A 22,942-nucleotide genomic window follows, 5' to 3' on the forward strand; every position below is an offset into this window, starting at 1 on the left:
TTCCTCAAAGAGCGCGCCTTTTCAGGCTACGTTAATTACAAATTCTTCAATCGCCTGCCGGTTGCTCCACGATTTGGTCAGTGCAGCGGCATCCGCCGCATCCACCCAGCGGTAGGTCAGGTGTTCGGTAAACACGATCTCCCGTTCATGGGGGAGCGCGAGACAGAACCACGATTCCGTATTGCGCTCAATACCCGGCGCATAGCGATGACGTAAATGGCTAAAAATTTCAAACTCCACCGTGCGCTGACAGTCCTTCAGGGTCAGTTGCTCGCAAGCAACGTCAATGGTGACCTCTTCCTTTACTTCGCGCGCGGCGGCCTGCGACGCGGTCTCCCCCTCTTCCAGGCTGCCGGTAACCGACTGCCAGAAATCAGGGTCATCGCGCCGCTGCAACATCAGCACCCGTTTCGTATCTTCTGCATAAATGACAACCAGAACCGAAACGGGACGCTTATACTGCATATTATTCGTTCTCCGAAATCTCTTTTGAAGCTTTCGGAAGCACCTGAATGCCCAGCTCAGCCAGCGCGGCCGGGTTGGCAAAGCTTGGAGCTTCCGTCATCAGACATGCCGCAGCCGTGGTTTTCGGGAAGGCGATAACATCACGAATGTTGTCGGTGCCGGTCAGCAGCATGGTCAAACGGTCAAGACCGAATGCCAGACCCGCGTGTGGCGGCGTACCGTATTTCAGGGCGTCCAGCAGGAAGCCGAATTTCTCGCGCTGTTCGTGCTCGTTGATTCCCAGAATACCAAACACGGTTTGCTGCATTTCGCCGCTGTGAATACGCACGGAACCGCCACCCACTTCGTAGCCGTTGATAACCATGTCATACGCGTTTGCTACCGCATCTTCCGGTGCCGCTTTCAGCTCTGCCGCCGTCATGTCTTTTGGCGAGGTGAACGGGTGGTGCATTGCGGTCAGGCCGCCTTCACCGTCGTCTTCGAACATTGGGAAGTCGATTACCCACAGCGGAGCCCATTTGCTCTCGTCCGTCAGGCTCAGGTCTTTACCCAGCTTCAGACGCAGCGCGCCCATCGCGTCAGCAACGATTTTCTTGTTGTCTGCGCCAAAGAAGATCATGTCGCCATCCTGTGCGCCGGTACGCTCGAGGATCGCTTCCACGATTTCCGCGTTCAGGAATTTCGCCACCGGGCTGGTAATGCCTTCCAGACCTTTCGCACGTTCGGTCACTTTAATATAGGCCAGACCTTTCGCGCCGTAGATCTTGATGAAGTTGCCGTAATCGTCAATCTGCTTACGGCTCAGCGCCGCACCGCCCGGTACACGCAGGGCAGCCACGCGACCTTTTGGATCGTTAGCCGGGCCGGCAAATACCGCGAACTCAACGGATTTCACCAGGTCTGCAACGTCCACCAGCTCCATCGGGTTACGCAGGTCTGGTTTGTCAGAACCGTAGCGACGTTCAGCTTCAGCGAAGGTCATGATGGGGAAATCACCCAGTTCCACGCCTTTCACGTCATTCCACAGACTGCGCACCAGGGCTTCCATCACTTCACGCACCTGCTCGGCCGTCATGAAGGAGGTTTCCACATCGATCTGGGTAAATTCTGGCTGACGATCAGCACGCAGGTCTTCGTCGCGGAAGCATTTTACAATCTGATAGTAGCGATCGAAGCCGGACATCATCAGCAGCTGTTTGAACAGCTGAGGAGACTGTGGCAGCGCGTAGAATTTGCCTTTGTGTACACGGGATGGAACCAGGTAATCGCGCGCGCCTTCCGGCGTGGCTTTGGTCAGCATCGGGGTTTCGATGTCGAGGAAACCGTGGTCATCCATAAAGCGACGCACCAGGCTGGTGATTTTCGCACGGGTTTTCAGGCGCTGAGCCATTTCCGGACGACGCAGGTCCAGATAGCGGTATTTCAGACGCGCTTCTTCAGTGTTGACGTGGTTGGAGTCCAGCGGCAGCGCTTCAGCACGGTTGATGATAACCAGATCCGACGCCAGCACTTCAATTGCGCCGGTCGCCATGTCTGCGTTAACGTTTTTCTCGTCACGCGCACGTACGGTGCCGGTGACCTGAATGCAGAACTCATTACGCAGCTCAGAAGCCAGCTTCAACGCATCTGCGCGATCTGGGTCGAAGAACACCTGAACGATACCTTCGCGGTCGCGCATATCGATGAAGATAAGGCTCCCAAGATCACGACGACGATTGACCCAACCACACAGGGTTACCTGCTGTCCAACGTGGGACTGACGCAGCTGCCCGCAATATTCTGTACGCATGAGATATCCCTTAATTAGCCGCAGGCTAAATGTCGCCTGGAATGCAGGCTACTATGTCGCAGCTTTCTGTATGTCACAACTGGATGAAAAAAGGCGGCTATTATACTGGAAATTCCGCCAGACGATAAGAGCGAACCACGGCCAGACGGTCGTTTGCTGCGCGCTTATTGTGTATTCTCACAAAAATTAACAAAATTATCCGACCGATAACAGGTCATTACGTCGTAAGGTGTAGCGGAAGCGACTCATTTCACTGGAGTTACCATGTTAACACTTAATGCCCGCAAAACCGCGCTTGTGGTGATTGATTTACAGGAAGGGATCCTGCCGTTTGCCGGAGGCCCGCACAGCGCTGAAGATGTTGTCAGCCGCGCCGCGCGTCTGGCAGAAAAATGCCGTGCCAGCGGTGCCCCTGTGATCATGGTGCGCGTTGGCTGGTCAGCGGATTTCGCTGAGGCCTTAAAACAGCCTGTTGATGCTCAGGTTGCAGCACATTCACTTCCTGAAAACTGGTGGACCTATCCGGTTTCGCTCGGCAAACGGGACAGCGATATCGAAGTGACCAAACGGCAGTGGGGCGCATTCTACGGCACCGATCTTGAGCTGCAGCTGCGTCGGCGCGGTATCGACACCCTGATTCTCTGTGGGATCTCCACCAACATTGGCGTGGAATCCACCGCCCGGAACGCCTGGGAGCTGGGCTTTAACCTGGTGATTGCTGAAGATGCATGCAGCGCAGCGTCTGCGGAGCAGCACCAGGGCAGTATGACCCACATCTTCCCGCGCATTGGCCGCGTGCGTAGCACGGACGACATTATAAGCGCCCTATGATCTACCTTGGCCTGCCCCAGTGGTCGCACCCGAAATGGGTGCGCCTGGGTATTACCAGCCTTGAAGAATATGCCCGTCATTTCAACTGCGTCGAGGGCAATACCACCCTCTACGCGCTACCCAGAGCAGAGATTGTTGAGCGCTGGCGCGACCAGACGACCGATGATTTCCGCTTCTGCTTCAAGTTTCCGGCGACGATCTCCCACACCGCTGCGCTGCGAAACTGCGGTGATTTGACCGACGAGTTCTTTGGCCGGATGTCACCGCTGGCGAACCGCATCGGTCAGTACTGGTTGCAGCTTCCGGCCACCTTTAGCCCACGCGACCTGCCTGCGCTATGGCAGTTTCTTGATACCCTGCCCAAAGACTTTACCTACGGCGTTGAGGTGAGACATGCGGCGTTTTTTGCCAAGGGAGAGGATGAAACGGCGCTTAACCGTGGCTTACATGCGCGCGGGGTGAACCGGGTGATTCTCGACAGCCGTCCCGTGCACAGCGCCATTCCGCATAACGAGGCCATCATTGATGCCCAGCGTAAAAAGCCCAGAGTGCCTGTTCACGCCGTGGTCACCGCGCAAAACCCGATGGTCAGGTTTATCGGCAGCGATAACATGCAGCAAAACCAGGAGATGTTCGCCGTCTGGCTGCAAAAATTAGCGAAATGGGAGCAAACCACCACGCCGTATCTCTTTCTCCATACGCCGGATATCGCTCACGCCCCCGAACTGGTCGATGTTCTCTGGCAGGCCTTGCAGGCTGCGGTTCCGTCCGTTGGCAACGCCCCTTCTATCCCACAACAATCTTCTCTTTTCTGATATCAGCCCCTATCATAGGAAGGTGCCATCTGCCAAAAACAGGGAGTTAGTATGGTCAGCGCGCTGTATGCGGTGTTAGGTGCATTACTGCTGATTAAGTTTTCATTTGATGTTGTGCGCCTGCGAATGCAGTACCGTGTTTCTTACGGTGACGGCGGTTTTTCGGAGTTACAGAGCGCTATCCGCATTCACGGTAACGCGGTTGAGTACATCCCCGTTGCGTTAATTTTGCTGCTGTTTATGGAAATGAACGGCGCGGAAACCTGGATGGTGCACGTCTGCGGCCTGCTTCTGATTGCCGGCCGGTTAATGCATTATTACGGCTTTCACCACCGCTTATTCCGCTGGCGTCGTTCCGGCATGAGCGCGACCTGGTGTTCGCTTTTGCTGATGGTGCTGGCTAACCTTTGGTATATGCCGTGGGAGTTGGTTTTCTCCTTCCATTAGCGCACAATACGCCACTTTATTTTTCCCGGATTTTTACGTTATGTCAGATCGCGACACGCTTTTTTCCGCGCCTATCGCCAGCCTGGGCGACTGGACCTTTGATGAACGGGTAGCCGAAGTCTTCCCGGATATGATCCAGCGCTCTGTTCCCGGTTATTCCAATATCATCTCTATGATCGGCATGCTGGCTGAGCGTTTCGTTCAACCCGGCACGCAGGTATATGATCTGGGCTGCTCGCTCGGCGCGGCAACGCTGTCGGTTCGTCGTAACGTTCACCATGAAGGCTGCAAAATCATTGCCGTTGATAACTCCCCGGCCATGGTGGAACGCTGCCGTCGCCACATCGACGCGTATAAAGCCCCGACGCCAGTCGAGGTTGTGGAAGGTGATATCCGTGATATCGACATCAATAACGCGTCTCTGGTGGTTCTGAATTTTACTCTGCAGTTCCTGGTGCCTGAAGACCGTCAGCTGTTGCTGGACAAAATTTATAAAGGCCTGAAACCCGGTGGCGCGCTGGTGCTGTCCGAGAAATTCAGCTTTGAAGATGCCGAAGTGGGTGAGCTGCTGTTCAATATGCACCACGACTTCAAACGGGCCAACGGCTATAGCGAGCTGGAAATTAGCCAGAAACGTAGCATGCTCGAAAACGTGATGCTGACGGACTCCGTCGAAACCCATAAAGCACGCCTGCGTCAGGCAGGCTTCGAGCACAGCGAACTGTGGTTCCAGTGCTTCAACTTCGGCTCGCTGGTGGCGCTGAAAGGTGGGGACATCGCATGATCGAGTTCAGTAATTTCTATCAGCTGATTGCCAAAAACCACCTCTCCCACTGGCTGGAGACGCTGCCTGCACAAATTGCTGCCTGGCAGCGGGATCAGCAGCATGGTCTGTTAAAGCAGTGGTCCAACGCGGTGGAGTTTCTGCCGGAACTGACTCCGCACCGTCTGGATCTGCTCCACAGCGTTACCGCGCAAAGCGAAACGCCGCTTCCGCCCGGGCAGATAAACCGCATTGAAACGCTGATGCGTAACCTGATGCCGTGGCGCAAAGGTCCGTTCTCACTCTACGGCGTTAACATTAATACTGAATGGCGTTCTGACTGGAAATGGGATCGCGTGCTGCCTCACCTTTCCGACCTCACCGGGCGAACCATTCTGGATGTTGGCTGCGGCAGCGGGTACCACATGTGGCGCATGATTGGCGCAGGGGCACATCTGGCGGTGGGGATTGACCCTATGCAGCTGTTCCTGTGCCAGTTTGAAGCGGTGCGTAAATTGCTGGGTAACGACCAGCGCGCGCACCTGCTGCCGTTGGGTATTGAGCAGCTCCCTGCCCTGAAGGCGTTTGACACCGTGTTTTCGATGGGTGTCCTGTACCACCGCCGCTCCCCACTCGAACATCTGTGGCAATTGAAAGATCAGCTAGTCAGCGGCGGCGAGCTGGTGCTGGAAACGCTGGTGGTTGAGGGTGATGAGAATACCGTTCTGGTGCCGGGCGATCGCTATGCGCAGATGCGGAACGTTTACTTTATTCCTTCCGCGCCGGCGCTGAAAAACTGGCTGGAGAAGTGCGGTTTTGTGGATGTCCGTATTGCCGATGTTTGCGTAACGTCAACTGAAGAACAGCGTCGCACCGACTGGATGATCACCGAATCGCTGGCGGAATTCCTCGACCCGGCAGACCACAGCAAGACTGTCGAAGGGTATCCTGCGCCAATGCGCGCGGTGTTGATCGCGACGAAACCGTAGATTTTCCCGGCCCTCTTCCCAAAGGGGCGCGGGAGAAAAGACCGCACCGTACTGTCCCCTCTCCTCTTTGGGGAGAGGGTTAGGGTGAGGGGCATAAAAAAAGGCCCCTGTTGAAATTGCAGGGGCCTGGTACAAGCAAGCATCATATTGGGCGACATGATGCGCGGTAAAAATCGGTACGTTGCTACACGTGATGACGTTCAATCATCGATTTCATTACCGCAACCGACGCTCCCTCTACACCGTAGCGTGAGTACTCATCCGCTTCAGCATCCGTCGACATTGACAACCCTGTGTTGCGATAACGCATGGGCGATGGCATCCATTTGCCCGCAGAGCTGTGAAGCTCCTCTACCCCGGCGTTTAAAAACAGTTCCATATTGCTGGCACGTACTCCCGCACCCGCCATTATTATTGGAACACCGGAATGTGCTTTTAGTTCCGTAATTAATTGCAGTCCTTTTTCAGCAGAGGACTGCTGACCCGATGTCAGGACCCGCGCCACGCCAAGTTCAGCAAGAATATCAAAGGATTGCAGGGGATCTTTACACATATCAAACGCGCGATGAAAAGTGACCGCCATCCCTTTTGCCGCGTTCATGGCCTGACGCATGCGCGGCAGATCGACATTGCCGTCTTCATCAAGCAACCCAATAACCAGGCCGGGGAATCCAAGATCGCCAACGAGAGTGATATCTTCAAGCATGGCACTGAACTCGCCCGGCGTGTAACAGAAATCGCCGCCGCGAGGACGAATAATCGGGTGTACCGGAAGGGTGACAGCCTGACGGGCAGACTTCAGCATCCCGTATGAAGGCGTTAACCCACCCTCTTTGGGTGCGGCACACAGTTCAATGCGGTCAGCCCCGTGCTGTTGCGCGGTGACGGCACACTCCACGCTGTAACAACAAATCTCCAGCAGCGCCATTACATCCTCCTTAATATCCACTTAACGCACCATCATGACACGCAGGCTACGCCCGGTCTCAGCGTACGGTCACATCTTATGCTTCGCTGGCAACAATCTGTTCAATCGTCCAGGGATGGAACTTCACGGTAACCTGTCCGTCAGTGACGGCCAGAGTAGGATTAGGCAGACGCTCACCTTCGCCTTTCGGGGAACTTGTTTTCACAAAAATGCCAGGCTTGCTCAGACCCTCGTCAGACAGCAGCGCCAGTGCACGAGCATTCAGCGTTTCGGGCTCACCCGGCAGGACAATTTCGATATGCTCCCAGCCTTCATGCGGGTAGCGTTTCTCGCCCGGCCAGGGCAATTCGACCACACTGAACTGCCAGTGAGCCACGCACACCGGTTCATGCAGTTTGAACAGACAGATGGGGCGACCGTTGATGATGTTCTCGGAGAGCAACTCGCCACACTGTTCAAACCCGCGACGCCAGCGCTCGGCGGTTGCGTTCTGATGGCAGCGCAAGGAGATATGATCGGCCTCAAGCGGCGCAATATCCAGACCAAGGCGGGTGGCAAGTTCTGTGAACGCCTGGGTGAAGCGCGGTAAATCTGCGGAAATATCATGCAGTTCGTCAATGGAGTGCCAGTTCGCCATACGTCAGTCTCTTATCGTGTCGCAAAGCCGCTAATTTACTCTGTTGCCCTCTTTCGACCAACCTCTGAATAGCGGTTTTTACGACTGCATGTTTATGCATGCTTTCTTAGCCTGGATTCTGCGCAATCTTCGGCCCCCGCAATGCTGACGCCAGAAGGCATTTGCAGTATACTCCCGCCCTAAATTCTTTAACTGGCGCGGGCGGTTATTTGCCCGCATCAAAAATGTAAGGTATCCAGGTGAATATTCAGGCTCTTCTCTCCGAAAAAGTCAGTCAGGCACTGATTGCCGCAGGTGCGCCTGCGGATTGCGAACCGCAGGTTCGTCAGTCAGCAAAAGTACAGTTTGGCGACTATCAGGCTAATGGCGTGATGGCAGTGGCTAAAAAACTGGGTATGCCGCCGCGACAACTCGCCGAGCAGGTGCTGACTCATCTGGATCTCACCGGTATTGCCAGCAAAACTGAAATCGCCGGCCCTGGATTTATCAACATCTTCCTTGAGCCTGCTTTCCTGGCACGCCACGTTGACGCGGCGCTGAAATCTGACCGTCTGGGTGTTTCCCAGCCAGAAGCGCAGACCGTGGTGATTGACTACTCAGCGCCAAACGTGGCGAAAGAGATGCACGTCGGGCACCTGCGTTCCACCATTATCGGTGACGCGGCCGTGCGTACCCTGGAATTCCTCGGTCACAAAGTGATCCGCGCGAACCACGTGGGCGACTGGGGTACCCAGTTCGGGATGCTGATTGCTTACCTGGAAAAACAGCAGCAGGAAAACGCGGGTGAGATGGCCCTGGCAGACCTGGAAGGGTTCTACCGCGAAGCTAAAAAACATTACGATGAAGACGACGCTTTTGCCGAGCGCGCGCGCAGTTACGTGGTAAAACTGCAGGGCGGCGACCCGTACTTCCTCGAGATGTGGCGCAAACTGGTTGACATCACCATGTCCCAGAACCAGCTCACCTATAACCGTCTGAACGTCACCCTGACCCGTGACGATGTGATGGGTGAAAGCCTCTATAACCCGATGCTGCCTGGCATTGTGGCTGACCTGAAGGCCAAAAACCTGGCGGTTGAGAGCGAAGGCGCGACGGTCGTGTTCCTTGATGAGTATAAAAACAAGGAAGGTGAACCGATGGGCGTGATCATCCAGAAAAAGGATGGCGGCTATCTCTACACCACCACCGATATCGCCTGTGCAAAATACCGTTACGAAACGCTGCATGCGGACCGCGTGCTGTACTACATCGACTCCCGTCAGCACCAGCACCTGATGCAGGCGTGGACTATCGTGCGCAAAGCAGGCTACGTGCCGGATTCCGTGCCGCTTGAACACCATATGTTCGGCATGATGCTGGGTAAAGACGGTAAGCCTTTCAAAACCCGTGCGGGCGGTACCGTGAAGCTGTCCGACCTGCTGGACGAAGCGCTGGAACGCGCCCGCCGTCTGGTGGCTGAGAAGAATCCGGATATGCCTGCCGATGAGCTGGAAAAACTCGCCAACGCCGTGGGTATCGGTGCAGTGAAGTACGCGGATCTCTCCAAGAACCGTACCACCGACTATATCTTCGACTGGGATAACATGCTGGCCTTTGAAGGTAATACTGCGCCGTATATGCAGTATGCCTACACCCGTGTGCTCTCCGTGTTCCGTAAAGCCAGTATCGATGAAAGCGCGCTGGCCAATGCTGAGGTGATCATTTCCGAAGATCGCGAAGCCCAGCTGGCGGCACGTCTGCTGCAGTTTGAAGAGACGCTGGCCGTTGTCGCACGTGACGGTACCCCGCACGTGATGTGCTCTTACCTGTACGATCTGGCGGGTCTGTTCTCCGGTTTCTACGAACACTGCCCTATCCTGTCTGCGGAAAGCGAAGCGGTCCGCAACAGCCGCCTGAAGCTGGCTCAGCTGACGGCGAAGACCCTGAAGCTGGGTCTGGATACCCTGGGTATCGAAACCGTAGAGCGCATGTAATAAACAAACCCGGCCATCGCCGGGTTTTTTATGTTCAAAAATATTTGCGCAGGTATTCTGTTAAACACAGGATTGCCATGGCCTGTCCATAGGGCATCGACGTGAGTGGGATCTGGCGATAGAACGCCAGATCGCTGCCCATCCCCGTACCGAACGACGTCTGCAGTAACTCCCCTTCCGGCGAGATATTTTCCACAATGCCGCGAATTGCTTTCTCCGCCACCGCAGCATATTCCGCGCCGACATAGCGTTTACGCACCGCTTTCAGAATACCGTAGGCAAAGCCTGCCGTGGCTGACGCCTCAAGGTAGGAACGCGGATCGTCGAGCAGCGTATGCCACAGGCCGCTATCGTCCTGACATTTGGCGAGGGCCGCAATCTGCGCGTTCAGCACCTGCACAAGGTAGCGGCTAACGGCGTTATGTTCAGGCAAATCCACCAGCTCAAGGAAATCCGGGATCACGATGGTCAGCCAGCTGTTGCCTCGTGCCCAGCGTGCCTTCGCAAAGTTATGGTGGCCTTCGTAATTCCAGCCGTGGAACCACAGGCCGGTTTCGCGATCCATCAGGTTCTGCACGTGCAGCAGAAACTGATACACCGCCTCTTCAACGTACTCCGGTTTATTAAGGAGCTTGCCGATTTTCGCCAGCGGCAGAACCGTCATCATCAGCGTGTCATCCCACATCTGCTGAGAATTCTCTTCCGCCAGGGTGATGTGCTGCATGCCGCCATGGTCGGTGCGCGGCATCTCATTCATGGCCCACTCCGCCCAACTTTCCAGCCACGGCAGCCAGGCCGGGTTTCTGGTCTCTTCGTAACGATAAGCCAGCGTCAGGAACGGTGACATGGTATTCACGTTTTTGGTGGTCGCCCCTTCCCTGAAACGATCGGCAAACCAGCGGTCAATGATGTCACGCATCGCTTCGTCGCCCGTCTGGCAGTAATACTGCCAGATACCGTATAACCCCACGCCGTGGGTCCACTCCCAGCCTGCCCATCCTTTGGTGTCAATGACCCGCCCGTCGTCCAGGCGCAGTAAAAACTCACCTGTTGTATCGTGGATATTAACGAGGTTATGCGTCACCTTTTCAATCAGCGATTTTAGCTCGTCCCGGGCGATGAAATGCGCAGGCTGACGCAGGAGTGGACTGTGTTTGACCGGCCAAACTTTCATTATCTTAACCTCTGTTGTATGTCGAATTCAGTACCGCGCGCCCCTTCAGCGAAGGTGCCGCAGGCTTATTACGATTCAGATAACCGATGTTGTTATTGCCCCAAAGCGACGCATAAGGCATACCGGCCAGCATCTCCACGGTGGCGCGGGCTTCTGGTGTCGCACTCTCAGGAATGGCGCGACCAGACGCGCGCATTTTGGCGGTCTCTTCACGCAGCGTGGTGTGGGTGTGCAAATTGAGTTTGAAACGCAGCGAAACCAGGAAGCCGCAGAACAGAACCAGAAGCGTTCCCACGCTCAGGATCAGCAGAATGGTGTGGCTCACTTCCGCGGGCTGGGTCTTTTGTCCGCTGACAAAGCCGGACATCTGCATCACAATGCCCACCAGCATTACCGCCCCCGCCTGCGAGGCTTTACGGGTCAGCGTCATGATGCCGGCGAAAATCCCTTCGCGGCGCTGGCCGGTGATCACTTCATCGACATCAGCAATGTAGGTGTAGGTATTCCACGGTACATAGTTGATCCCACCGCGTCCCAGACCGGCAACTGCAGAGACCAGCAATAACAGAGAGTAGATATCACTCAGGCCCGCGTAATACAGCACGGCGTAGGAAAGCGATGCCAGGCCAAACAGCACCACGACCATCCGATAGGACGGCGCGGGTCCGAAGCGAATGCACAGCGGGATCATGGCGATAACCGCAATAAACTGGAAGATGGCCATCGTGCCCAGCAGGCTGGAGGCCATGGATGCTTCCTGCATCAGCACGAAAACCACGTAGTAGGTAAACACGGCATTAAAGACGTCCTGGGCGATATACCCGCCAAGGTACATCCCCAGATGCTGACGAAAAATTCTCACGCGCAGCGTAGAGCTCAACTCCACAAACAGGCGGTTGAGGCTCTGCCCGAGCGACAGTTTCTTCTTCTCTTCTTCGGCACGCAGGGCGGCTTCGCTCCACTCTTCCCGCGGTCGCTCCCAGGTGAAGAACCAGACGAGCATCAGCATCAGCGCGCACAGCACGGAGAAGACCAGGCTTGCATAGAAAAAGGAGACCGCGTTGTCTTTGCCGAAATGCGTGAGCAGGATCCCCGGCAGGAATGAGGCCAGGATGGCAGACATTTGCGCCATCGAGATACGGGCACCTGAGAAGCGGGTTTTCTGTTTAAAGTCATCGGTCATTTCCGGCACCAGCGTTTCGTACGGCACCAGAATCATGGTGTAGACGATATCGAACACCAGATAGGTCAGCAGGTAATACCAGAAACTCATCTCCCCCACCCACATCAGGGAGTAGCTGAACACGCACGGGATCCCCAGCAGAATAAAGAACTTACGCCGACCGAAGCGCTTGCCGAGCCAGGTCGTGCCAAAGTTATCGGTCAAAAAGCCCATCAAAGGGCTGACGACGGCATCCAGTACCCTTGCGGCAGCAAAGATGAAGGTTGCTTCAATCGGGGAGAGTCCACAGAACGTTGTATAAAAATACAAAAGCCAGGCCGCCGTCAGGGCGGTGGTTCCCGCCCCGAGGAAATCGCCTGACCCGTAAGCAAGATAATTTGCGAGTCCAATTTTTCGTGTTTTCATTGCCGTCAACCCTACTCAGTTTTGGGAGACTCCCTGTAAGCAAAATCTGATCCGGGAGTTATTACACGGCTACAGTAAGAGTATCCACCTGGTGATACCTTTCTGTTTTTGCCATCACCGGCAAGCGGCTGGCAAAAATGCAAAGAGTGTCGTTACGCGCGTCACTGATTTATAAAACAGCGTTTCTTTTACATCAAAAGAGGAGGTCATTTTTTGCGAGCCAGCCATCAGAAATGGCTGATGGCTGACGCAGAAGGCGGGGTATTAGCGGTAGTTGACGATGACGGAATTACGCTGAACTTTCAGCGCAGGGATCAGGCGTCCGCCGCCCGGCACTTCCCAGATAAAGCGCAAAGGTTCGACAGCAGGCACGCCGTTGAAGGCCTGAGTGGTGCCATTCTCTCCATCAATTTCCGTACAGCGTGTCTGGGAGCACAGCCGTACCCGAAGTCCGGCAGGCGTTGGGCCAATAAGCGTGTAGTTCCAGACCACTAGGGTCATCAGACCGGACACCGGCTCAGTCGGTGATAGTGGTCGCGAAGACATGGCGACACCGCGATTGCTGAGGGTCACGCCAATACTGCTGGCCTGCCAGGTCCCTTCCCCGGCGGCCTGGGCCACCAGCGGAAAAAGTAAGATCCATAACCACTTACGCATTATTTTCCTCCGATCGTCGCCGTCATACGGATATGACGGTTATCCGACAACTCCATATTCGACAGCACGACCAGCTGGTTCAGGCTACGGCGCAGGAAGCGCGACAGCAGCGGACGCAGCGCATGGTTCACCAGCAGAACAGGTGGCGCACCCAGCATCTCCTGACGCGCCAGCGCCTCTTGTGTTTGCTCCAGCAGACGGTCGGCCAGGCCAGGTTCCAGCCCTCCACCGCCCTGCAGAGCCTGCATCAGCAGACGTTCAAGCGGCGTATCGAGGCCGATAACCTGCACTTCCCCGGTGCCCGGGAACCACTGCTGCGTGATCGCCCGCCCCAGTGCCACGCGCACCACCGCCGTGAGCTCGTGTGGATCGCTTTGCAACGGTGCATGCTCGGCGAGGGTTTCCAGAATGGTACGCATATCGCGGATCGGCACTTTTTCCTCGAGCAGGTTTTGCAGCACCTTGTGCAGCGTGGTCAGCGTCACGACGCCTGGCACGAGATCTTCTGTCAGCTTCGGCATCTCCTGCGTGACGCGATCGAGCAGTTGCTGGGCTTCCTGACGACCAAACAGCTCTGCCGAGAATTGTCCAATTAGATGGTTCAGGTGGGTCGCCACCACGGTACTCGCCTCCACCACAGTGTAGCCCTGAATTTGCGCCTGCTCTTTCAGCGCACTTTCAATCCAGATGGCAGCCAGGCCAAAGGCCGGGTCGATGGTTTGCTCGCCCGGCAGCGTACCCGCCGCGGTGCCTGGATTAATGGCCAGCCAGCGGCCTGGATAAGCATCACCGCTGCCAATCTCTACGCCTTTCATCAGAATACGATAGCGCGCTGGCGGCAGATCCATATTGTCGCGGATGTGAACCACCGGCGGCAGGAAGCCCATGTCCTGGGCGAATTTTTTACGGATGCTGCGGATTCGGCCCAACAGTTCGCCATCCTGCTGGAAATCGACCATCGGGATGAGACGATACCCTACTTCCATTCCCAGCGAGTCTTCCAGTTGAACGTCGTTCCAGGTCGCTTCCACGGCCTGCGTGTTCTCCGGCATTTTTACCGGAGCAGGTTCCGCTGCCGGGGTCATCTCACGGCCACGCATCCACCAGGCAAGGCCCAGCAATGCCGCAGTGAACAGCAGGAACACCAGGTTTGGCATTCCCGGCACCAGACCGAGCAGGCCCAGCACCGCGGCGGCCAGCAGCATCACGCGCGGGTTGCTGAAGAGCTGCCCGACCATCTGCTCGCCAACATCCTGATCGGTACTGACGCGGGTCACGATAACCCCCGCCGCCGTTGAGATGACCAGTGCCGGGATCTGAGCCACCAGACCGTCACCAATGGTCAGCAGCGTATAGCTTTCCGCCGCGTGGCCCATGTCCATGCCGTGCTGCAGCACGCCCACCAGCAGGCCGCCGACCACGTTAATCACCATGATCAGGATGCCCGCAATGGCATCACCGCGAACAAACTTACTCGCACCGTCCATTGAGCCATAGAAGTCAGCTTCCTGCGTCACTTCCGAGCGGCGCTTTTTGGCTTCATCTTCGGCAATAAGCCCGGCGTTCAGATCCGCGTCGATGGCCATCTGCTTGCCCGGCATCCCGTCAAGCACAAAACGCGCGCCCACTTCCGCGATACGTCCGGCACCTTTGGTGATAACCATAAAGTTAATGATGACGAGAATGACGAACACCACGATACCGATGGCAAAGTTACCGCCGACCAGGAAGTGGCCGAATGCCTCAACCACTTTACCCGCCGCGGCAGCACCGGTGTGGCCTTCCATCAGAATGATACGGGTTGACGCCACGTTCAGCGCCAGCCTTAACAAGGTGGTAAACAGCAGAATGGTCGGGAATGCGGCGAACTCAAGGGTGCGCTGGGTGAACATCGCCACCAGCAAAACCATAATGGACAACGCAATGTTGAATGTGAAAAGCAGGTCGAGGATGAACGCCGGAAGCGGCAAGACCATCATCGACAGAATTAGCAGGATGAGAATCGGTCCGGCAAGGATCTGCCATTGCGTCGATTTCAGGTTGCCGGGCAGGCGCAACATTGCCACCAGATTAGCCATCAGTGTCCTTCTCGTTCATAAAATCCAGCGCGTCAGGCACCGGAAGGTTCTCAGGTTTCACAGGCCGTTGACCGCCAGCCAGACGCCAGCGTTTCAACTGCCATACCCAGGCCAGCACTTCCGCCACCGCGGCGTAGAGTTGTCCTGGGATCTGTTGTCCAATTTCCGCATGGCGATACAGCGCTCGCGCCAGCGGAGGCGCTTCGAGTATGGGCACCCGGTTTTCGGTACCAATTTCACGAATACGCAGGGCGATGAGCCCCGCCCCTTTCGCCACCACTTTCGGCGCGCTCATTTTGTTTTCGTCGTACTGCAGCGCAACGGAATAGTGTGTCGGGTTAGTCACAATGACGTCGGCTTTTGGCACATCTTCCATCATCCGTCGACGGGCGGCAGCACGTTGCATCTGGCGGATACGCCCTTTCACGTGCGGGTCACCTTCCATCTGCTTATATTCATCCCGAATATCCTGACGAGACATGCGCAGTTTCTTGAAGTGGCTGTAAAGCTGGAAGATAACGTCAAAACCCACCATAGGAATAATGCTGAGCACCACCAGCAGGGCACAGAGCCCGGCCAGGTTCAGCGCATTGCTCATCGCGGTTAACGGCGATTCGCTGATAAGGCGCATCATTTCCGGCCAGTGGTGCCACAGAAAAAAACCGCCGGTACTGCCCATCAGGACCGATTTCAGAATCGCTTTAAGCAACTCCGCACCGGTTTGCGCCGAGAACATTTTCGCAATCCCCGGCAGCGGGTTCAGTTTCGAAAACTTGGGTTGCAGCGATTTCCCGCTAAACACCAGACCGCCCAGCATTACGGGCGAGACCAGCGCCACCAGCACGACGCCGGTAATCAGGGGCAACAGCGCAAGCATGGCATCTTTAACGAGCAGGATTATCTGGCTGAGGATCAGGTTAGGGTCGTTGACCATACTGTGGTCAAAACGTAGGCCAGCCGAGAGCATTCCCGCCAGTTTGCGGGCGAGCGCCTCCCCACCCCACCAGATAATGCACACGCCTACGATGAGGATCAGCAGGGATGTCAGTTCTCGGGATCGGGGGACCTGCCCTTCCTCACGCGCTTTTTCTAGTCGGTGGGGTGTGGGGGCTTCCGTTTTGTCGTCGTTCTCTTCTGCCACAGTGCCTGCTCGCAGCCCATTTAGTCACGGGTATCATGCCAGCCTGACCTTTCATCAATGGGTTGAAAAAACCCAATAACCGGGTTCTTTTAGCCAGTTCAGCGTCGGAGCAATCGGGTGATGAGTAAAAAACGGCAAAAAAAATTTGAGATAGCGTTTGGCAACACTGTCAGCAAGCAGTGCGGGAGCAAGAGCCAGCCACCCCAGCGTTATGCACTCAAAATTAAGCGGCATACCCTCAGGTTGCGCGTGCAACCTGAGGGTCATCACCTCAATCAGAAACCAAGGCTGTCCAGCAGGTCGTCTACCTGATCCTGGCTTGCCACAACGCCCGCTTTGGTGGCGTCGAGCTGTGGACCGTTGAGCAGGCTTTCGTTCTCGCGTTTTGGACGAGCGGCCGGTTCCGGAATGTTCTCCAGCAGCACCATCAGCAACTGACGTTCAATTTCCTGAATCACATCCATCATGCGCTTGATAACCTGGCCCGTGAGGTCCTGGAAATCCTGCGCCATCATGATGTCCAGCAGCTGCGCGTTGGTAAAGCTGGTGTGGCCCGGCACATCGCCCAGGAACTGACGGGTATCCGTGACCAGCTCGCGGGCATCCGCCAGCTCGATTGGATTCTCAAACCACTCATCCCAGCGTTTGGTCAGCGCTTTCGCGCCTTTCTCCATCGCATCCTGATGCGGTTGTGACGCTTCAACGCTGTTCAGCGCACGTTCAGCCGCCTGAGCGGTCATCTGCACAACATAGTCCAGACGATCGCGGGCATCCGGAATGGCTTCCGCCGCTTCGGCAATTGCCTGGTCTAGCCCCAGTTCACGCAGGCTGTCACGCAGCATGCGTGTCAGGCTGCCGATGCGGGCAATGATATCGCTGGGCGAGTGTTCTTCAACGGGTTTCATAGCAGGTTGCATCATCATAACCAACACCTCACATGCCGAGTTTCTCGAAGATCTTACCGAGCTTCTCTTCCAGGGTGGCCGCAGTGAACGGCTTCACAACATAGCCACTAGCGCCCGCCTGTGCTGCGGCAATAATGTTCTCTTTTTTCGCTTCTGCAGTCACCATCAGAACCGGCAATGACGCCATTCCCGCGTCCGCACGGATGGTTTTCAGCAGTTCCAGACCGTCCATGTTTGGCATGTTCCAGTCGGAGATAACAAAACCAAACCCGCCCGCCTGCAGTTTGTTCAGCGCATCAACGCCGTCTTCTGCTTCTTCAACGTTGTTGAAGCCCAGCTCTTTCAGCAGGTTGCGTACGATACGACGCATGGTGGAAAAGTCATCCACAACCAAAAACTTAAGCTCTTTATCCGCCATAAAATAATACTCCTGAGTCAAATACGTATTGCCTGTCCGGCACTGATTTTCGCCAGCATCTGCTGGCTTACCTGGCTAAGATCGACCACTTCGCTCACGCCACCCATATTGATGGCCTCGCGCGGCATGCCGAACACCACACAACTTGCTTCATTCTGCGCAATCGTCCAGGCGCCAGCCTGGTGCATTGCAAGCATTCCGGCGGCACCGTCGTTACCCATCCCCGTCAGGATCACCCCAACGGCGTTGCGCCCCGCATGTTTCGCCACCGAATGAAACAGCACATCCACCGACGGACGGTGCCGGTTTACCGGCGGCCCGTCATGAATTTTGATTTGATAGTTAGCGCCACTGCGCGCCAGCTCCATATGCTTGTCACCCGGTGCGATATACGCATGGCCGGGGAGTACGCGCTCACCGTCTTCCGCCTCTTTCACGCTGATCTGACACAGCTTGTTCAGACGCTCGGCGAACGAGCGGGTAAAGCCTGGTGGCATATGCTGCGTGATCAGAATACCCGGACTTGACAGCGGCAATGGCTGGAGTACATGACGAATTGCCTCTGTTCCCCCGGTTGACGCCCCAATCACCAGCAGTTTTTCTGAACTGAGTAAAGGACCGGCCTTCAGCGTTACCGGTGCATCCATCGGTTTGTGCGCGGCAAGCTTCGCACGCGACGCGGTGCGGATCTTCTCGGCGATCATTTCGCTGTACGCCAGCATCCCTTCACGAATGCCAAGCTGAGGTTTGGTGACAAAATCCACCGCCCCTAACTCCAGCGCACGCAGGGTAATTTCAGATCCTTTTCCGGTCAGGGATGAGACCATCACCACCGGCATGGGCCGCAGGCGCATCAATTTTTCCAGGAAATCAATGCCATCCATGCGCGGCATTTCGACATCCAGCGTTAACACGTCGGGGTTATATTTTTTAATTAAATCCCGCGCTACCAGCGGATCAGGCGCTGTCGCCACCATCTCCATGTCGCTGTGGCTATTGATAATTTCAGTCATGATCTGGCGCATCAGCGCAGAATCGTCGACAGACAACACCCTGATTTTACTCATGCTTTTTCCTTACTCAGCGCATATACCGTTTGCCCACGCAGGCTAAACTCACGCACGAGGTTGCTGAAGTTTTCCGAGTGCCCGGCAAACAGTAAACCGTCAGGCTTGAGCAACGGAACAAACCGACGCAGAATGTCCTGTTGCGTCGTTTTATCAAAATAGATCATGACGTTACGGCAAAAAATAGCGTCGAATGGCCCCGGCACGTTGTACTGCTTATCCAGCAGGTTGACGGGCGCGAATTCGACACAGTTCGCCAGCTCCTGGCGCACGCGCACCAGGCCTTCATGCGGGCCGGTTCCGCGCATGAAGTAACGCTGCAACTGCTGAGGTGACAGCGTTTTCAGTTCATCCTGTCGATACACGCCGTTGCGTGCCTTCTCCAGCACTTCGGTATCAATATCACTGGCGTAGACTTTCCAGCGTCCAGGCGCCATGCCCAGCGTGTCGGCAAGGGTGATCGCCAGCGAGTACGGCTCTTCCCCGGTTGAGGCGGCCGCACTCCAGACGCGATACTCCCCGCTGCGGCGACGCGCGTGCTCCGCCAGGACCGGGAAGTGGTGAGCTTCACGGAAAAATGCGGTCAGGTTGGTGGTTAACGAGTTAATAAAAGCCTGCCACTCTGCGCTGTTCTGGTTCGCTTCGAGCATGCTCAGATAGCGACCAAAATCGTCCAGCCCCAGCGTACGCAAGCGCCGCACCAGACGGTTGTAGACCATGTCTCGCTTATGATCGGCAAGCACAATCCCCGCACGCTGGTAGATTAACTGACATATCCGACGAAAATGCGCGTCGGACAGCGCGAGGCGCTGTGTCATCTGCAACAGTAATGACGTTTGCCCTGGGGGCATTGGTGATGTCATAGCGCCTTCTTAATTACATTCAGGATACAACTGGCACGGCCTGCGACCGCCCGACTTCTGTTACTGCTTCAACGTGCTCTTTCACATTAAATATCGCGACCAGCCCGGTCAGATGATCCGCCTGGCTGGCCAGCTGATCGGTTGCCGCTGCCGCTTCCTCCACTAACGAGGCGTTTTGTTGCGTGACCTGATCCATCTGGCTTACCGCCTGGGCCACCTGCTCAATTCCGCGACGCTGTTCATCGGACGCAGAAGCAATCTCGCCCATGATGTCGTTAACCCGCGTAACGGAGGTGACGATTTCGTGCATGGTTTTCGCCGCCGTGTCCACCAGGGCAGAGCCTTGCTGGACGCGCGAAACGGACTCTTCAATCAGTCCTTTAATTTCTTTCGCGGCGTTGGCGCTGCGGCTCGCCAGATTACGGACTTCACCGGCCACAACCGCAAAACCACGCCCCTGCTCACCGGCTCGTGCCGCTTCAACGGCCGCGTTCAGCGCCAGAATGTTGGTCTGGAACGCAATACCGTCAATCACGCTGATGATGTCGCCAATTTTCTGTGAACTGGCGGCAATATCCTGCATGGTACTGGCCACGTGAGAGGCCTGATCGCCCCCCTTCTTCGCCGTCATCGCCGCCTGTCTGGACAGGTCAGACGCCTGACGCGCGTTATCCGCGTTCTGGCTTACCGTCGCGGTGAGCTGCTCCATGCTGGCAGCCGTTTGCGCCAGCGAAGCAGCCTGCTGCTCGGTGCGCGACGAGAGATCGTTATTACCTGCCGCAATCTCCGAGATCCCGGTGTGCATGGCATAACTGCCCTGTCGCACATCGGAGACCGTTTCCCGCAGGGCGCCCTGCATCGCCTTCAGGCTGGCAAAAATCGCCGAAATTTCGTTCTTGCCGTACACCGCCACCGGACGCGCCAGGTTACCCTTCGCAATACTGTCGAAGTGGCTGCTGACGATCGCCAGCGGGTGCACAATCATTCTGCGCGACCAGTACAGGGCACCGCCGGTCAGCAGCACCGCCAGAATCACCACCACGGCAAAAATCACGCCTGACATATGGTAGTTTTTACGGCTGTCATTCCCGGCGCGTTGGACAAACTGGTTAATGTTCTGCTGCCAGGCATTAAAGCTCGCATCAAACGCCGCCTGGGACGCCTGGACTGGCGCGGTCATAAAGTCCGAGAGCTGGTTGTTCTCAAGCCAGGTCGCCTGGTGCTCCAGGTCGCTGTGCCACTGATCAAAACGCTTCTTCATCGCGACTTTCAGCGCTTTCACTTCCGCGCTGCCGGCGTCCTGTGCCGCGAAGGCGTTAAACTGCGCGTCAGCCAGCTTCAGGCTGTCGCGCGCGGTCACCATCAACGCCTTGATGTCATCCGGCGGATAACTCAGGGCAGTTAAGGTTCCCGCTTTGTTCAGCGCCGTGCTTGCCTGCAACAGTACGGCGCGCGTCTGTGCCACGGCGGCGCGCTGCTGGTTACTCGCCTCAACTTCCTGCAAATTCTGATAGCCATCGCGAAACGCCCAAAAAGACAACCCGTTACTGCCAACCTGCAACACACCGCAAAGGATCAGAATCAAAAACAGTGTGGTCGAGATACGAATACGATTTAACATCCACGCTCCCATCATGCGGCAAGCAGCCGCGGTTTAAATGTCAGTCAAAATGTTTCCCAGTTTTCATGTCCGGTCGTCGCTGCAGGTTTACGGGTCGCTGCCGCTGCGGCAGCAGGCGCGAGATACGTTGCTTGCGGGGTGACCGTGTTTCCAGCGAGTGAAGCGAGACGAAACGCCGAGACGGCCATCTTCAGACGGCTTGCCTGGTCTTCCAGCGCAGCGGCCGCCGCAGCGGATTCCTGCACCAGCGCGGCGTTTTGTTGTGTCACGCGATCCATTTCCGATACCGCCAGAGCGACCTGGTCGATACCACGACTCTGCTCATCCGACGCAGAGGCGATTTCACCCATGATGTCCGTTACGCGGGTAACGGCATTCACGATGTCATTCATGGTTTCCCCTGCGCTTTCTACCAGCACGGAGCCGGTATCGACGCGGGAAACGGAGTCTTCAATCAGGGCCTTGATCTCTTTCGCCGCGTTGGCACTGCGGCTGGCAAGGTTGCGCACTTCCCCGGCCACCACGGCAAACCCGCGCCCCTGCTCGCCCGCACGTGCGGCTTCAACGGCGGCGTTGAGGGCGAGGATATTGGTCTGGAAAGCGATGCCGTCGATAACGCTAATGATGTCGGCGATTTTCTTCGAACTGTCGGCGATTTCGTGCATGGTTTTCACCACGCCGTCCACCACGCGACCGCCTCGCTGCGCCGTTTCGGACGCGCTTTCCGCCAGCTGTGAGGCCTGACGGGCGTTGTCCGCGTTCTGCTTCACGGTCGCGGTAAGTTGCTCCATGCTGGCGGCGGTCTCTTCGAGCGCCGACGCCTGCTGTTCGGTGCGCGACGACAGATCGTTGTTGCCCATCGCAATTTCGCTGGTACCGGTATAAATGGCTTCCGATCCGTTACGCACGTTGGCGACGGTCTCAATTAGCGAGCGCTGCATATGATCAACGCTGTTTGCCAGCTCGGTAATTTCATTGCGCCCGGAGACGGTCAGCGTTTTGGTCAGGTCACCACCGGCAATCTCGCGAATGTGGGCAATGACGCGACCGAGAGGATTAAGCAGGATGTGGCGAATGCCGTACCACACGCCCACCAGCACGATGACCAGCGCCAGCGCCATGACGGCCATCTGCCATTTGGCAAAGCGGTAATCATTCTGGCTTTGCGTAAAGGCCGAGTGATACAGGTCGCCACTGGCTTTGGCGTATTCCCCGAGTGCCGCACCAAGGGCGTTTTGCATCCCCTGGGTAGGCTGCGCGAAATACGCGTCCATGTTGCCGCTTTCCAGGAACTGAATAAGCTCCGTCAGACCGGCATAGTAGGCGTTGTACTTTTCATCGATATTCTGGCTCACCTGCGCCATGGCAGGCTGTGGCGTGATTTTCTTAAAGGCGTCGTAGTGTTTCGCGGCGTCAGCAAGGGTCGCCCGCGCATTTTTCAGCAGTTCCGTTTTCGCACTGCTCTGCTGATTATTCGGATCCATCATCATGCGGGCGGAAGAGCGGCTCAGGTTGATACGCGTTTGCAGCATCAGATCCCACGTCGAGGTCAGTTCACTCTGCTGTACGCGGAGATCGTTCGAGGCGGCGAAACTGTCCTGGTTTTGTTTAAGTGACGAGAAAAAAAGCCCGCCGGAGGTAAGCTGAAGAAGTGCGAAAATGACCAGCACCATCATAAGCATTGTGACAACGCGGATACGGTTCAACATACAACACCTTCTCATAGATTTATTAACGGTGTTATCGGCACTGACTACAGGAACTTTACATTTGAGAAAGGGAAAAGCGCGGGG

Annotated in this window: 21 protein-coding genes; 6 read left to right on the forward strand and 15 right to left on the reverse strand. The window is 56.3% G+C overall.

Annotation, left to right across the window (positions count from 1 at the left end; all coding sequences use genetic code 11):
* Positions 1 to 21: 21 nt before the first annotated feature.
* Together nudB and aspS are read right to left on the reverse strand one after the other, a co-directional pair.
* On the reverse strand, positions 22 to 465 hold the full coding sequence (gene nudB / locus AC2FAP_RS08575; protein WP_014170644.1) for a dihydroneopterin triphosphate diphosphatase: 444 nt from the start codon (positions 463 to 465) through the stop codon (positions 22 to 24).
* A gap of 1 nt (position 466) precedes the next feature.
* Positions 467 to 2,254 (reverse strand): aspartate--tRNA ligase, encoded by a 1,788-nt coding sequence (gene aspS, locus AC2FAP_RS08580; protein ID WP_032678430.1) that lies wholly within the window; start codon positions 2,252 to 2,254, stop codon positions 467 to 469.
* 264 nt (positions 2,255 to 2,518) lie between these two features.
* On the opposite strand from aspS, the gene AC2FAP_RS08585 reads away from it, so the two are divergent.
* Genes AC2FAP_RS08585 through cmoB form a run of 5 tightly spaced genes read left to right on the forward strand, consistent with a single transcriptional unit; the run spans position 2,519 to position 6,099 of the window.
* Positions 2,519 to 3,085 carry a hydrolase gene (locus AC2FAP_RS08585; protein ID WP_032678431.1) on the forward strand — a complete coding sequence of 189 codons (567 nt, stop codon included), beginning with the start codon at positions 2,519 to 2,521 and terminating at the stop codon, positions 3,083 to 3,085.
* Positions 3,082 to 3,900, forward strand: a complete 819-nt coding sequence (locus AC2FAP_RS08590) for a DUF72 domain-containing protein (RefSeq protein WP_270292134.1) — start codon at positions 3,082 to 3,084, stop codon at positions 3,898 to 3,900. The genes AC2FAP_RS08585 and AC2FAP_RS08590 overlap by 4 nt, the downstream gene beginning before the upstream one ends.
* 51 nt (positions 3,901 to 3,951) lie before the next feature.
* Positions 3,952 to 4,347, forward strand: coding sequence for an MAPEG family protein (locus AC2FAP_RS08595; RefSeq protein WP_020883391.1), 396 nt, complete (start codon positions 3,952 to 3,954; stop codon positions 4,345 to 4,347).
* A gap of 40 nt (positions 4,348 to 4,387) precedes the next feature.
* Positions 4,388 to 5,131, forward strand: a complete 744-nt coding sequence (cmoA, locus tag AC2FAP_RS08600) for a carboxy-S-adenosyl-L-methionine synthase CmoA (RefSeq protein ID WP_020883390.1) — start codon at positions 4,388 to 4,390, stop codon at positions 5,129 to 5,131.
* A complete protein-coding gene (cmoB, locus tag AC2FAP_RS08605; protein ID WP_020883389.1) occupies positions 5,128 to 6,099 on the forward strand; it encodes a tRNA 5-methoxyuridine(34)/uridine 5-oxyacetic acid(34) synthase CmoB in 972 nt (323 codons plus the stop codon). The genes cmoA and cmoB overlap by 4 nt, the downstream gene beginning before the upstream one ends.
* Positions 6,100 to 6,283: 184 nt before the next feature.
* Here cmoB and cutC read toward each other — a convergent pair whose 3' ends face one another.
* Positions 6,284 to 7,027, reverse strand: coding sequence for a copper homeostasis protein CutC (gene cutC, locus AC2FAP_RS08610; RefSeq protein ID WP_032678433.1), 744 nt, complete (start codon positions 7,025 to 7,027; stop codon positions 6,284 to 6,286).
* 76 nt (positions 7,028 to 7,103) lie between these two features.
* Complete coding sequence (locus AC2FAP_RS08615) at positions 7,104 to 7,664, reverse strand: VOC family protein (protein ID WP_047744849.1); 561 nt, start codon at positions 7,662 to 7,664, stop codon at positions 7,104 to 7,106.
* A 239-nt stretch (positions 7,665 to 7,903) separates the two neighbouring features.
* Here AC2FAP_RS08615 and argS point away from each other — a divergent pair, with 239 nt between their 5' ends.
* A complete protein-coding gene (argS, locus tag AC2FAP_RS08620; protein WP_014170653.1) occupies positions 7,904 to 9,637 on the forward strand; it encodes an arginine--tRNA ligase in 1,734 nt (577 codons plus the stop codon).
* A 34-nt stretch (positions 9,638 to 9,671) separates the two neighbouring features.
* Here the strand turns inward: argS and bglB are convergent, their stop codons facing one another.
* From bglB to tar, 11 genes are all read right to left on the reverse strand, one after another.
* The gene (gene bglB / locus AC2FAP_RS08625; RefSeq protein WP_449541759.1) at positions 9,672 to 10,811 is read right to left on the reverse strand and encodes a beta-galactosidase BglB; all 1,140 of its coding nucleotides are present in this window, start codon (positions 10,809 to 10,811) and stop codon (positions 9,672 to 9,674) included.
* Positions 10,812 to 10,815: 4 nt separating this feature from the next.
* Positions 10,816 to 12,399, reverse strand: a complete 1,584-nt coding sequence (locus tag AC2FAP_RS08630) for an MFS transporter (protein ID WP_025203842.1) — start codon at positions 12,397 to 12,399, stop codon at positions 10,816 to 10,818.
* A 264-nt stretch (positions 12,400 to 12,663) separates the two neighbouring features.
* Positions 12,664 to 13,059, reverse strand: a complete 396-nt coding sequence (gene flhE, locus AC2FAP_RS08635) for a flagellar protein FlhE (protein ID WP_123266835.1) — start codon at positions 13,057 to 13,059, stop codon at positions 12,664 to 12,666.
* Complete coding sequence (gene flhA / locus AC2FAP_RS08640; RefSeq protein ID WP_485452907.1) at positions 13,056 to 15,134, reverse strand: flagellar biosynthesis protein FlhA; 2,079 nt, start codon at positions 15,132 to 15,134, stop codon at positions 13,056 to 13,058. The genes flhE and flhA overlap by 4 nt, the downstream gene beginning before the upstream one ends.
* The gene (gene flhB / locus AC2FAP_RS08645) at positions 15,127 to 16,275 is read right to left on the reverse strand and encodes a flagellar biosynthesis protein FlhB (protein ID WP_014170659.1); all 1,149 of its coding nucleotides are present in this window, start codon (positions 16,273 to 16,275) and stop codon (positions 15,127 to 15,129) included. The genes flhA and flhB overlap by 8 nt, the downstream gene beginning before the upstream one ends.
* Before the next feature lie 275 nt (positions 16,276 to 16,550).
* Positions 16,551 to 17,195 carry a protein phosphatase CheZ gene (cheZ, locus tag AC2FAP_RS08650; RefSeq protein WP_013096065.1) on the reverse strand — a complete coding sequence of 215 codons (645 nt, stop codon included), beginning with the start codon at positions 17,193 to 17,195 and terminating at the stop codon, positions 16,551 to 16,553.
* A 13-nt stretch (positions 17,196 to 17,208) separates the two neighbouring features.
* Complete coding sequence (gene cheY / locus AC2FAP_RS08655; RefSeq protein ID WP_000763862.1) at positions 17,209 to 17,598, reverse strand: chemotaxis response regulator CheY; 390 nt, start codon at positions 17,596 to 17,598, stop codon at positions 17,209 to 17,211.
* A gap of 17 nt (positions 17,599 to 17,615) precedes the next feature.
* Complete coding sequence (locus tag AC2FAP_RS08660) at positions 17,616 to 18,665, reverse strand: protein-glutamate methylesterase/protein-glutamine glutaminase (RefSeq protein WP_014170663.1); 1,050 nt, start codon at positions 18,663 to 18,665, stop codon at positions 17,616 to 17,618.
* Positions 18,662 to 19,528: a protein-glutamate O-methyltransferase CheR gene (gene cheR, locus AC2FAP_RS08665; RefSeq protein WP_014170664.1), complete on the reverse strand. Its 867-nt coding sequence runs from the start codon at positions 19,526 to 19,528 to the stop codon at positions 18,662 to 18,664. Before cheR ends, AC2FAP_RS08660 begins: the two co-directional genes overlap by 4 nt.
* Positions 19,529 to 19,547: 19 nt before the next feature.
* Entirely contained in the window at positions 19,548 to 21,149 is a 1,602-nt protein-coding gene (gene tap, locus AC2FAP_RS08670; protein ID WP_485452908.1) for a methyl-accepting chemotaxis protein IV, read from the reverse strand.
* A 44-nt stretch (positions 21,150 to 21,193) separates the two neighbouring features.
* Positions 21,194 to 22,858, reverse strand: coding sequence for a methyl-accepting chemotaxis protein II (gene tar, locus AC2FAP_RS08675; protein WP_020883382.1), 1,665 nt, complete (start codon positions 22,856 to 22,858; stop codon positions 21,194 to 21,196).
* Positions 22,859 to 22,942: the final 84 nt, after the last annotated feature.

The sequence above is a fragment of the Enterobacter cloacae complex sp. 394I7 genome, assembly GCF_057320345.1.